The organism is Thauera aromatica (assembly GCF_023093595.1).
In the GTDB taxonomy this organism is placed as follows: domain Bacteria; phylum Pseudomonadota; class Gammaproteobacteria; order Burkholderiales; family Rhodocyclaceae; genus Thauera; species Thauera aromatica_A.
In genome coordinates, this window is record NZ_JALLIK010000063.1 from 1 (window position 1) to 12,714 (window position 12,714).

A 12,714-nucleotide genomic window follows, 5' to 3' on the forward strand; every position below is an offset into this window, starting at 1 on the left:
GGGACGGTGTCGAACAAGCAGGGCGACCTGTGGGGCTCGTCGATCGAGCACGGCGGTGTCGGCTACTGCTGCCTGGCGGAGCTGCGCACCTACGAGACCATCGAGCAGGGCGAGCCGGCGACCCCGTTCATGGGCGACGGCGATACCGTGCGCATCGAGATGTTCGATGCGGCAGGGAAGAGCATTTTTGGTACGATCGAAAATCGCGTCGTCGCGCTGAAGGCCTGAGCGCATTGCGCGGTCCGGTTCCATACGCCTGCCGGCAGCCCGAAAAAGGCTGCCGGCAGGCGTTCGCGTTCGGCCCCGGCGTCGTTCGCCTGTCTTGTCACTTCGAGGAAATCCCACATGAACAAGCACACCCTGAGCTCTTTCCTGGCCGCCACGGCGATGCTGTTCGGCTCCGCCGCGGCCCAGGCCGAGGAAACCATCACCCTGAAGGTCGGCCATTTCTGGCCGGCGACGGCGATGAGCCAGAAGAAGGTGCTCGAGCCGTGGTGCGACAAGATCGCCGCCGAGTCGGGCAACCGCCTGAAGTGCCAGATCTTTCCCGGCACCCAGCTCGGCGGCACGCCCGGCCAGCTCTACCAGCAGGTCGCCGACGGCGTGGCCGACATCGCATGGACGCTGCCCGGCTATACCGGAGGGCGCTTCCCGTCGATGGAGGTGTTCGACCTGCCCTTCCTGATCCGCGATGCCGAGGGCGCGAGCCGGGCGGCGTGGGAATATGCGCAGCGCTTTGGCGCGAAGGAATTCGCCGCGGTCAAGCCGCTCGCCTTTCATGTACATGACGCCGGTCAGATCCACAACAACAAGCGCCCGATCGAAAAGCCGGCCGACTTCCGCGGGCTGAAGATGCGCGCGCCGACCCGCCTCACCAACCGCATGCTCGCCGAACTGGGGGCGACGCCGGTGGCGATGCCGGCGCCGCAAACGCCGGAAGCGGTGTCGAAGGGGGTGGTCGACGGCTATGTGCTGCCGTGGGAGGTGATCCCGACCCTGAAGCTGCACGAGCTGACCAAGTACCACTCCGAAATGGACCCCGCCCTGCCGGCGCTGTACACCACGTCGTTCATCATCGCGATGAACAAGACCACGTACGCGAGCCTGCCCGACGACCTGAAAAAAGTGATCGACGCCAACTCCGGGGCCGATTTCTCCGCCTCGATCGGCAAGGCCTGGGACGACTCGGCCGCCGCCGCGCGCCAGCAGGCGGTCGAGCACGGCAACCGCTTCAACACCATCCCCGCCGACACCGCGGCCGAATGGCTGGCCCTCGGCGAGCGCCTCGCCGACGACTGGGCGAAGGAAATGAGCGCCAAGGGCCTGCCCGGCGAGGAAATGCTCGATACCGCGCGCAGCCTGGTGAAGAAGTACAGCAAGTAGGCGTGGCGCCTTCCTGTCCGGGGCGGATGGGGGTGGTCGGATGAATGCCGGGCACGGTACGCCGATCCGGGACGTGGCCGAGCTGGGTCGGGAGTTGACGGCCTGGTCGGCGGTCTATGAGCAGATGACGCCGGGCTTGTTCGAGGGTCGGGTCCGCGAAGTCTGGATCGGCCCCGGCCTCGAACTCCTGTGGGAAAAAGGCTCGCAGTCGGTGTTCACCAGCGGTGCCAACGCGCCGGGCATGGTGTCGATCGGCGTTCCCGTGCCGCCGGGCCGGGCCGGCCTCTACTGCGGCATGCCGCTGGCCGGTGACGCCGTGACCTGCCTGCCGGGAGGGCGGGAGTTCGAGATGTTCTGCCGCGGCGGCATGGACATCGTCTCCGCGAGCGTCGCCGAGTCCTTGCTCCTGGAGGCGGCCGGGCAGGGCGGCGAGGCCTTGCGCGCGGGCTTTGCCGATGCCTGCTCGCGCGTGCTGGTGCGCCCGTCCGCGGCCGGGCGGCTGCGCCATGGCTTGCTCGAAATCCTCTGCGCGCTCGAACGCAAGCCCGAGTTGCTCGATTTCCAGGCCAGCCGTCAGGCGATGCGCGACGATGTGCTGTCGCTCGCCCTCGACCTGCTCGCGCCGGGCGCGGCGCGCGATCGATGGGCGCTCCAGCCCAGCGCCCGGGGCCGGCTGGTGCGCGGCGTGCGCGAATACGTCCTCGACCATCCGGGCGCGCCCCCTTCGGTGGCCGAGCTCTGTCACCGTTTCGGCGTGTCGCGGCGCGCCCTGCAGTATGCGTTCGAGGACCTCGCCGGCCTCGGCGTCGCACAGTTCCTGCGCTGCGTCCGGCTCAACGGCGCCCGCCGCGACTTGATCGCCGGCACCGCCGAGCCGGCGGCCGCGATCGGCGACATCGCCGCGCACTGGGGGTTCTGGCACCTGCCGAGGTTTTCCGGGTACTACCGCGGCCTGTTCGGCGAGCTGCCTTCCGTGACCCGCCGCCGGGCCGCGATGGGCGCCGGGCGCTGAGCCGAAGGTCGTGACGGCGGCCTCCGCGGCCACCTCCGAGGTTTCCGCCGCGGCGCCCGTCTTCCCTCGATCCGGCGTCGCCGCCGTGCATTTTCGCGCCGCCCGCCGCAGATCCGCGCCCCCTCCCGGCGGGTAGCGGGGAGTGTGCGGTGCAGCATGAATTCCTGCCGAAAGTGGATAACGGGCGGGCGCGGGCGCGTCCTAGACTGTCTCCCGGGTGGCCCTCGGGCCCCCGCATCGCTTGGAAACGAACCGCCGCGCCCGATCGTGGCGGTCAATGAGGAGACAGCCGGCATGAACATTCCGCCACCGCGCAGCCGGGGGGCGGGCGACCCCGCCGCTCCTGCCGCCACTGCGACCCCGCCGGAGCTTGGCGTCGGGACGCCCGATCCTTCCCGCCGCCGCTTCTTCAAGACTGCGGCGGTCACTGCCGCAGCCACCGCGCTGCCGCTTTCCGCACATGCGGCGACGAGTGCACCACGGAGTGCGCCAGGAGATGCCCGCTACGACGTCGCCGTCATCGGCGGCGGCTTTGCCGGGGTCACCGCGGCGCGCGAGCTGGCGCAGCGGGGAGCGAAGGTGGTATTGCTCGAGGCGCGCAACCGCCTCGGCGGGCGGACCTTCTATTCGAATTTCGGCGACAAGAAGGTCGAGCTCGGGGGGACCTGGATCCACTACTCCCAGCCCCATGTGTGGGCGGAAGTGATGCGCTACGGCATGGAGATCGCCGAGTCGCCGGGCGTCGCCCACCCCGAGCGGGTGTTGTGGATGTCGGCAGGCAAGGTGCTGGAGATCCCGGTGATGGAGAACTGGGCCCTGCTCGAGGATGCGCTCAAGCGCTTTCACGCCGATACCGGCAAGGTCTTCGCGCGCCCCTTCGTCCCCGGCTTGTCGGCCGCGGGGCGCGCCCTCGACCACTTGTCGATCGCCGACCGCATGGCGCAGATCGAGATGAGCCCGGCCCAGCGCGACCTGATGAACGCGATGATGGCGACCAACTGCCACGGCCGCATCGACACCGCCGCCTATACCGAGATGCTGCGCTGGTGGTCGCTGGTCGATGGCGATGCGGCCCGGCTGCTGTACAGCTGCGCGCGTTACAAGCTCGAGGACGGCACTGCGGCGCTGATCGAACGGATGGTGGAAGACGGCGGCTTCGAGACCCGGCTGGCGACGGCGGTTGCCGAAGTCAAGCAGTCGGCCACCGGCGTGACGCTGGTCACCGAAGAGGACGCGCGCATCGACGCGCGCTACGCCGTCCTCAGCGTGCCGGTCAACACCACGGGGATGATCGAGTTCTCCCCGCCGCTGCGCGCCGCCAAGCAGGCGATGGCGAAAGAGCACCATGCTGGCAAGGGGCACAAGCTGTACCTGAAGGTCAGGGGGCGGTTGGAGACGCTGCTCTTCTTCGCCCCCGAGACCGAGCTGTTCACGATGGTGTTCACCGAGCAGGCCGGCGAGGAGGGCGGCGTGCTGGTGGCTTTCGGTCCGCCCGCCGGCGGCAAGATCGACCTCAACGACCCGAAAGCGGTGGAGCCGTTCATCCGCAGGTTCCTGCCCCACCTGACGGTGGAGCAGGTGCTGGGCTACGACTGGGCGCTCGATCCCTATTCCCAGGGCACCTGGTGCACCTATCGGCCGAAGCAGTTCGGCGCCTATCTGGACGATCTGCGCGCACGTGAGGGGCGGCTGTTCTTCGCCGGCGCCGACATCGCCACCGGCTGGCGCGGCTTCATCGACGGTGCGATCGAGTCCGGCCTGCAGGTCGGGCAGGCGGTGGCCGCCGAGCTGCGCCGCGAGGGCCGGGGCAGGAGCGCGTGATGGCGATGACGACGAATATCCGCCGCCGCGCGGCGGCGGTGGTCCTTTGCGGGCTGGCGGCCGCCGTGCAGGCGGCGGGCGAGGGGACGACAGGCGAGGGGGCCGCGTTCGTGCAGTGCGCGCCCTGCCACGCGGTGAGTGCGGGCGGGGCGCACGGAGTCGGGCCCAACCTCTACGGCGTGTTCGGCGGCGATATCGCCGCCGCCCCCGGCTTCGTCTTTTCGCGCGCACTGAAAAAACGCCCAGGGCGCTGGACCGAAGCCGAACTGCACCAGTGGCTGGAAGATCCGCAGGCCTACGCGCCGGGCACCAAGATGGCCTATGCCGGGCTGAAGGATCCCGTGGCGCGCCAGGCGGTGATCGATTACCTCGAGGCCCGGCGCTGAGGCGCCCGGGCAAAGCCGATTTTTCCCGATCAACGGCCGTTCCCGGCCCGGAGGAGCTCATGAAATTCCCCACCCTATCCGCCTTGCTTGCCGCCTGCGCACTGTCGAGCGCGGCGATCGCCGACGATGCCGCTGATTTCGATGCCGCGCTCGCAGAGCGCTATCGCGCGGTCGAAGCGGCGATCGAGGCGCGCGACGGCGCGCGCTGGTTCCGCGAGCTCTACGACGACGACATCGTGCTGACCGGCGAAGGGAGTCCGGCGGCGGTCCGTGGGCGCGCGGCGCTGATGCCGGTGATCGCCGAGATCGTCAGGACCACGCGCAGCTGCACCTTGACTCCCGACCCGGCGCGCGGCCAGTCCGGCGCGCTGGGCTATTCGTTCGTGACCTACGACTGCGCGCCGGACGATGCCTCCGCGCCCCGTTACCAGGTGCGGGCGTTGTTCGTCTGGGCGCGCAAGGCGCCGGGCTGGCGGGTGGTGGCGGAAACCTACCTGATGGGGCGGATGTAAGGCGGCGGTCGCGCCGGCAGTGACAGTGCCGTGCGCGACCGCTGTTGGCGGGCTGTATCGGGTCCGCTACAACTGCGCACAAATCGGCACATTTCACCAAAAGGCGGTTTACACCGCGGGTCTAGTCTAGCGGCATTCACCGGTCCGCAAGGCTGGCGAAGAGGACGAAAGGGGACGAAGAGGACGACGTTCATCGGGGCGACGTTCATCGCCGACGGGCGGGGAGGGTGCCGGCACATGCCGGCTCTCGTCCGAACAAAATCCAAGAGAAGAGGAGACATCCATGAAGTTCTTCAAGCTGACTGCGCTCGCCTGCGCATTGCTGGCCGGGCCTGCCGCCCAGGCTGCCGATGCCGCCAGCCTGGGCAAGGAGCTCACCCCGCTCGGTGGTGAACGTGCGGCCAACCGCGACGGCAGCATCCCGGCGTGGGATGAGGGCGGCGCGCTGAAGCCGGGCTGGACCTACGGCCAGCCGCGGGTCGACTTCTTCAAGTACAAGGACGACAAGCCGCTGTTCACGATCGACGCCTCGAATGCCGACAAGTACGCCGACAAGCTCAGCGAAGGCCAGATCGCGGTGATGAAGGCGTTCAAGAACTACAAGCTGGAGGTCTATCCGAGCCGCCGCTACTGCTCGTCGCCCGATTTCGTCCAGGCCAACACCAAGGCCAACGTCGGCGCCGCGAAGATCGGCGCCGACGGCTGGAGCCTGGCCGAAGCCACCGTGCCCGGCGTCCCCTTCCCGCTGCCCAAGAGCGGCATCGAAGTGCTGTGGAACGCCAAGATGAAGTACGTCGGGGTGGGTCTCGACATGAAGGCGCTGTGGATCATGCTCTCGCCGCGCAGCAGCGGGGGCGACTGGGTCGAGGCCGGCTCCACCCAGGCCTATTACTATCCGTGGGGCAAGAAGGGTTCGCACAAGCTGAGCGAGCTGCCGCCGGTGGAGTACCACACCTACTTCAACTACACCTCGCCGACCGCGCTCGCCGGACAGGCGCTGATCGTCAGCTCCTACCTCAACAAGACCAGCGACGTCTTCTACTACTTCCCCGGCCAGCGCCGCGTGCGCCGCATGCCGAGCTACTCCTACGACGCGCCGCAGGTCGGCTTCGAGAACCAGTACACGCTCGATGAGCCGCGCGTGTTCAACGGCACGCCCGACCGCTTCGACTGGAAGCTGGTGGGCAAGAAGGAGATGTACATCGGCTACGGCGGCTTCGGCATGTACGACCCCAACGTCGATCGCCGCAAGGTCATCACCGCCGACGGCGTCGATCCGAAGGCGACGCGCTACGAGCTGCACCGGGTGTGGGTGGTGGAAGCGACGGTGAAGGACGGCGTGCGTCACGTCGCGCCGAAGCGCCGCTTCTACTTCGACGAGGACTCGTGGTCGCTGATGGCCGCCGAGGACTACGATGCCCAGGGCAAACTGTGGAAAATGCGCGAGAGCTTCGTGATCCCGGTCGCCGAGACCGGCTCCTGCGACAACCCGGCCTTCGTCCAGTACGACCTCAACTCCGGACGGGTGCTGTTCGATCAGGCCGGCATGGGCGCCGGCAAGGACATGTCGTGGTCGGTCGAGGCCGACGATCCGAAGTTCAAGGACGCGTTCTACACCCCCGACAACCTGCGCGCGATCAGCGACCGCTGAGCGCCGGCCCTTTCCTTCCTGAACCTCACCCGAGCTTCCTCGCCGCGGCCGCCATCCGGCCCGGCGGGCCGCTCTGCGGAGAACGATCATGACGACACAGTTGAAAAAACTGGTGCTGGGGCTGGCTGTCGCCGGTGCCTGCGCTCCCGCGGTCCACGCCTTCCAGTTCGAGAGCGGTTCGGTCCGCGGCTCGCTCGACTCCACCCTCACCCTGGGTTTCGGCCAGCGCGTCGAAGACCAGAGCTGCAGCCATCATGGCGACGTGTCCACCTCCTGCGGCGATCGCGCCAATACCGCGGTGTGGGGTAACGGCGACGACGGCAGGCTGAACTACGACAAGGGCGACTTGTTTACCGCCCACCTGAAGGGCTCGCACGAGCTGTTGCTGAGCTTCCCTGACGAGTGGAAGTTCATGGGCCGGGTCGGCTGGCTGTACGATTTCGCTGCCGACGAGACTGCGCGCACCCCGCTCGACGGCGATGCCAAGCGTGCGGTGGGTCAGTACGTGCGCCTCTACGACCTGTGGGTGAGCAAGGAATTCGACATCGGCGAGCGCCGCGGCCGGGTGCGCTTCGGCAACCAGGTGGTGAGCTGGGGCGAGAGCCTGTTCATGATCGGCGGCATCAACTCCAACGTCGCGATGGACCTGCAGCGCCTGTCTTCGCCCGGGGTCCAGCTCAAGGAGGCCTTCCTGCCGTCGCCGGCGATCAGCTTCGCTGCCGGCCTGGGCAATGGGCTGAACCTCGAGGCCTACTACCAGTTCCAGTGGAAGCCCTACAGCTTCCCGCCTTCGGGCACGTACTTCTCGCAGAGCGACACCTTCGACAAGGGGCGCGACGATTTCCTCTACTTCGCTCCCGACCCGGCCAGCCAGATCCTCGCCGAAGGCGGGCGGGTGACGCGCTCGACGCTGGCGGCGAAGCGCGCCGAAATGATCGCCGACGGCACCGCCTTCCCGGTGCTCAGCGACGATGAGCCGGACGATTCGGGCCAGTTCGGCGTGTCGCTGAAGTACCGCCCGGAAGGCGTCGACGTCGATCTCGGCTTCTACTACCAGCGCTTCCACGACAAGACCCCCAACGTCCAGTACTGGAACCGCGATGTGAGCGGCACGCGGATGTACTTCGAGGAGGACCGCGAGCTGTACGGCATCAGCGCCAACACGTCGATCGGCAACTGGGCGGTCGGTGCGGAACTGTCGTACCGGCCCGACGATGCGGTGTCCCTGGGCGCGTGCATGAACATGGACGGCAGCGGCGACGGCCTCGAGTATGGCGTCGAGTGCAACAGCTCGATCGACAAGGAGCGCTACCAGCTCCATCTCACCGGCATTCTCAGCCTGACGCCGGGCGACCATGGCTGGTTCCTCGATCTGGTCGGCGCGCAGACCGCCACCTTCCTCGGCGAAGCGGTCGCGATCGCCTATCCGGGGGTGAACAAGGACAAGGTGTTCACCCGCACCCAGAACGGCATCACCTACCAGCAGCTGCCGGCCTCCGGCGCATGGACCGCGCCCAAAGGCGTGGGTGACAAGCTGTCGTGGGGCTACATGTTCGACTTCAGCCTGGTCTATGACAGCACGATCATCCCCGGCTGGCAGGTGATCCCGGGCGTGTTCTTCTCCCACGCGGTGGATGGCAACACGCCGAACTTCATGGCGAACTGGATGGAAGGGGCGAAGTCGGCCAACTTCTACGTGCTGTTCAACCGCAACCCGATGACCTGGCAGGCCGGCATCAACTACACGACCTTCTGGGGCGGCGATCACTCCTTCAGTGCGCCTTACAAGGATCAAGACTTCATCGGCGGCTTCATCTCGAGAAACTTCTGAGCGGCGCCCCGGGGGCGGTTCGAGCCGCCCCCGGCAGGTGTCATCCCCCTTGACCCCACCCCAGACCGGTACGCCCGACCATGCTCAATCCTTTCAGCGTCAGCGACGTTGACAGCTTCCTGACCAAGTACCTGCGCTGGCTGGAAGATCTGTGCTTCCGTTTTCGTCGCAGCATTCTCGTCCTGCTCGCGTTGTTCACCGCGCTGATGGGCTACTACGCCCTGCAGCTGCGCATGGACGCGGGCTTCGAGAAGCAGATGCCGATCGGCCACGAGTACATCCAGACCTTCAACCAGTACCGCGACGACGTGCTCGGCGCCAACCGCCTGAACATCGTGGTCAAGGCGCGCGAGGGCAGCATCTGGACGCCGGCCGGGCTCGAGCGTTTGTACGAAGTGACCCAGGCGGTCAGCTTCCTGCCCAACATCGACCGTCTCGGCGTGCAGTCGCTGTGGACGCCGAATTCCTTCGTCAACGAGATCACCGAGGAGGGCTTTCGCGCCGACCCGCTGATCTCCGGCACCATCACGCCGCCCGATCTCAATGCCGAGATCATCGCCGGGATCCAGCGCGCGGCGAGCCAGGGCGGCTTCGTCGGCACCCTGGTGTCGCGCGACCAGAGCAGCGCGATGATCGTCGCCGAACTGCACGAGGCCGACCGCGACGGCCAGGCGCTCGATTACGTCGCCTACAACCACTTGCTCGAGGAGTTGCGGGCGAAGTTCGAGGACGCGCAGTTCGAGATCCAGATCATCGGCTTCGCCAAGCAGATTGGCGACATCGCCGACGGCGCCTCGGCGGTGCTCGAATTCTGCCTCATCGCCCTGGTGCTGACCGCGCTCGCGGTGTATTGGTACTGTCACTCGGTGCGCTTCACCCTGTTGCCGATCGTGTGCTCGCTGACTTCGCTGGTGTGGCAGTTCGGCACCCTGAAGCTGCTCGGCTACGGCCTCGATCCGCTCGCGGTGCTGGTGCCTTTCCTGGTGTTCGCGATCGGCGTCTCGCACGGTGTGCAGCAGATCAACTTCATCGTGCGCGAGCTCTCCCACGGCAAAACCACCGAGGAGGCCGCCCGCGCCAGCTTCACCGGCCTGCTGATTCCCGGCACCCTGGCGCTGGTGACGGCCTTCGTCTCCTTCATCACCCTGATCCTGATCCCGATCCCGATGGTGCGCGAACTGGCGATCACCGCCTCGCTCGGCGTCGGCTACAAGATCGTCACCAACCTGGTGATGCTGCCGCTGGCGGCTTCGTTATTCACCTTCACCAAGGAGTACGCCGACAAGGCGGTGCTCAAGCGCGAGAAGCGTTCGGGCTGGCTGCGCGTGCTGGCGCGCGTGGCCGAGCCGCGCAACGCCGCGATCGTGATCGGCCTGACCCTGACTGTGTTCGCGGTCGCGGTGTGGCAGAGCCACGACCGTGTCATCGGCACGGTGCAGCCGGGCGCGCCCGAGCTGCGCGCCGAGGCGCGCTTCAACCGCGATGCGGTGTCGATTGCGACCAACTACGATACCGGCCTCGACTGGCTGACGGTGATCTTCGAGGCGCCGCCCGAGGCCTGCGACAACGTCGTTGTCGGCCACTACCAGGATCGCTTCGTCGCCGCCATGCAGTACGTCCCCGGCGTGCTGTCGGCACTGTCCTTCTCCGGCCAGCTGCGCACCTACAACGAGGGCTACAACGAGGGCAACCCGAAGATGTCGGTGGTGCCGATCGACCCCGGCAACTACGCTGCGCTGGCGACCGAGATCGGCCGCGTGCGCGGCTTCATGAACAAGGACTGCAGCATGACCGCAGTGCACCTGTTCCTGACCGACCACAAGGCGACCACGATCAACCGCGTGATCGAGGAAGTGAAAGCCTTCCGCGCACGCGACCAGGAAGCCGAGGTGCGCATCCGCCTCGCTTCGGGCAATGCCGGCGTGCAGGCCGCGGTCAACGAGGAAGTGCACAAATCCGAGCTGCCGATGATGCTCTACGTGTACGCCGCGATCATGGTCCTGGTGGCGCTGATGTACCGCGACTTCCGCGCCGTGATTGCGTGCTGCCTGCCGCTCACCGTGGGCACCTTCATCGGCTACTGGTTCATGAAGGAACTCGAGATCGGGCTCACCGTGGCGACCCTGCCGGTGATGGTGCTGGCGGTCGGCATCGGCGTCGATTACGCCTACTACATCTACAACCGGCTGCAGCTGCACCTCGCCGGCGGCGAGCACATCGTCAAGGCGCTCGAGCACTCGATCCTCGAGGTCGGCACCGCGACCATCTTCACCGCGATCACGCTCGCCGTCGGGGTGGCGACGTGGATGTTCTCCGAGCTCAAGTTCCAGGCCGACATGGGCAAGCTGCTGGCCTTCATGTTCATGGTCAACATGGTGATGGCGATGACCGCGCTGCCCGCCTTCGCGGTCTGGCTGGAGCGGCTGTTCCCGCGCAAGGGCCCGGTCCGGGCGCCCGGCATCCTGGCCCACTGATTCGGGAGAAAGCATGGACATCGAACTGAAACCGGGTCGCACGCGCACCGTCGCTGCGCTCGTTGCTACTTTCGCCGGCGCGCTGTCGCTGCTGGCAGCGCCCGCGGCCTTCGCCCAGGACGCCGCGGGCGGGAGCGCGGCGGGGAGTGCGGCCTTCGCCCCCCGAGCCGCCGAGCCTTCGCCGTTCGCCGAGCGCACCATGATCCTCGCCGCGGCCCATGCGGGCGAGCGCATCGTTACCGTCGGCGACCGCGGCGTGGTGCTGCTGTCCGACGACCGCGGGCGGACCTGGCGCCAGTCTTCGGGAGTGCCGGCGAACGCGATGCTGACCGCGGTCAGCTTCGCCGATGCGCGCCACGGCTGGGCCGTGGGGCACTGGGGAACGATCCTGCACACGGCCGACGGCGGCGAGACCTGGCGCGTGCAGCGCGTCGATACCGCCGAAGACCGGCCGCTGTTCTCGGTGCATTTTTCCGATCCGCAAAATGGTATCGCGGTCGGGCTGTGGGCGTTGATGCTGCGCACGCGGGACGGCGGCCGCAGCTGGGAAGAGGTCGAGCTGCCCGCGCCGCCGGGCGAAACGCGCGCCGACGCCAACCTGATGCGCATTTTCCAGAGCCCGCGTGGCGATCTGTTCATCGCCGGCGAGCGCGGCAGCGTGCTGCGCTCGACCGATGGCGGCGAGACCTGGTCCTGGCATCCGACCGGCTACCGCGGCACGTTCTGGAGCGGGACCGCGCTCGACGACGGCACCCTGATCGTCGCCGGTCTGCGTGGCAGCATCTATCGCAGCGCCGACCACGGCGACAGCTGGCAGTCCACCGGGGGCGCCACGCGCAGCTCGATCACCGATCTCGCCCAGCTCGACGATCGCGTGCGGGCGGTCGGGCTGGACGGAGTGAGCCTGGAAAGCCGCGACCGGGGGCGGACGTTTACCGCACGCCAGCGCGAAGACCGTCTCGGCTTGACCGCGGTCCTCGCGATCGATGGCAAGGCGCTGATATTTTCGCGGAATGGTGTGTTGCCGGAAGAGTGAGTGGCGGCCTGGCGGCCGCGTGCGCTGTCTGCGGTCCCTTGCGGGGCCGTTTTTTTTTGCGCACCCGGCATGGGGGCACTCCTGCGGGCCGATCCGCCGGGCGGAGGGCGCACGGCTCTGTTAAGGTGCCGGCGAAAGCGGGTTGGTGCATCAAATTCGTTATTGGTGAATTGATTGACCAGTAACGAATTTAACGATAGAGTCCGCTTCGTCCCCTGCGCGAACGATAAAACTCCTGGAAACCGTCGCCGATGAGCCCTGATACCCCCCTCTGGATTCCCTCCGCCGAGCGCGTGGCGAACGCCAACGTCACCGCCTTCCGCCTCGCGGCGGAGAGGCGCTGGGGCGTGTCCCTGCCCGACTACGGTGCGCTGTACGCCTGGTCGGTGGCGCAGCCCGAGCAGTTCTGGGTCAGCGTGTGGGACGGCGAGGGCAGCGGCGGCGGGGTCATCGGCGCGCGCGGCACGCGCGTGCTGGTCGACGCCGATCGCATGCCGGGGGCGAAGTGGTTTCCCGAGGCGCGGCTGAACTTCGCGCAGAACCTGCTGCGCGCGCGCGACGACCAGGATGCGATCGTGTTCTGGGGCGAGGACCGGGTGCACAACCGC

Annotated in this window: 10 protein-coding genes and 1 pseudogene; all 11 read left to right on the forward strand. The window is 67.7% G+C overall.

Annotation, left to right across the window (positions count from 1 at the left end):
* A pseudogene (locus MXC99_RS01130) lies at positions 1-228 on the forward strand (fumarylacetoacetate hydrolase family protein); the annotation flags it as partial.
* 117 nt (positions 229-345) lie between these two features.
* The gene (locus tag MXC99_RS01135; RefSeq protein WP_247723793.1) at positions 346-1,383 is read left to right on the forward strand and encodes a TRAP transporter substrate-binding protein; all 1,038 of its coding nucleotides are present in this window, start codon (positions 346-348) and stop codon (positions 1,381-1,383) included.
* A gap of 40 nt (positions 1,384-1,423) precedes the next feature.
* Complete coding sequence (locus MXC99_RS01140) at positions 1,424-2,395, forward strand: helix-turn-helix domain-containing protein (protein ID WP_247723794.1); 972 nt, start codon at positions 1,424-1,426, stop codon at positions 2,393-2,395.
* A 294-nt stretch (positions 2,396-2,689) separates the two neighbouring features.
* Positions 2,690-4,216: a flavin monoamine oxidase family protein gene (locus MXC99_RS01145; RefSeq protein ID WP_247723795.1), complete on the forward strand. Its 1,527-nt coding sequence runs from the start codon at positions 2,690-2,692 to the stop codon at positions 4,214-4,216.
* Positions 4,216-4,602, forward strand: a complete 387-nt coding sequence (locus MXC99_RS01150) for a c-type cytochrome (RefSeq protein WP_247723796.1) — start codon at positions 4,216-4,218, stop codon at positions 4,600-4,602. Before MXC99_RS01145 ends, MXC99_RS01150 begins: the two co-directional genes overlap by 1 nt.
* A gap of 59 nt (positions 4,603-4,661) precedes the next feature.
* A complete protein-coding gene (locus MXC99_RS01155) occupies positions 4,662-5,114 on the forward strand; it encodes a nuclear transport factor 2 family protein (protein WP_247723797.1) in 453 nt (150 codons plus the stop codon).
* Between the two features lie 283 nt (positions 5,115-5,397).
* Entirely contained in the window at positions 5,398-6,765 is a 1,368-nt protein-coding gene (locus MXC99_RS01160) for a DUF1329 domain-containing protein (RefSeq protein ID WP_247723798.1), read from the forward strand.
* Between the two features lie 88 nt (positions 6,766-6,853).
* Positions 6,854-8,596, forward strand: coding sequence for a DUF1302 domain-containing protein (locus tag MXC99_RS01165; RefSeq protein WP_247723799.1), 1,743 nt, complete (start codon positions 6,854-6,856; stop codon positions 8,594-8,596).
* Positions 8,597-8,676: 80 nt separating this feature from the next.
* The gene (locus MXC99_RS01170) at positions 8,677-11,070 is read left to right on the forward strand and encodes an efflux RND transporter permease subunit (RefSeq protein WP_247723800.1); all 2,394 of its coding nucleotides are present in this window, start codon (positions 8,677-8,679) and stop codon (positions 11,068-11,070) included.
* 13 nt (positions 11,071-11,083) lie between these two features.
* Positions 11,084-12,106 carry a WD40/YVTN/BNR-like repeat-containing protein gene (locus tag MXC99_RS01175; RefSeq protein WP_247723801.1) on the forward strand — a complete coding sequence of 341 codons (1,023 nt, stop codon included), beginning with the start codon at positions 11,084-11,086 and terminating at the stop codon, positions 12,104-12,106.
* Positions 12,107-12,357: 251 nt separating this feature from the next.
* On the forward strand, positions 12,358-12,714 hold a 357-nt coding region (locus MXC99_RS01180), incomplete at its 3' end, for an acetyl-coenzyme A synthetase N-terminal domain-containing protein (RefSeq protein WP_282100115.1).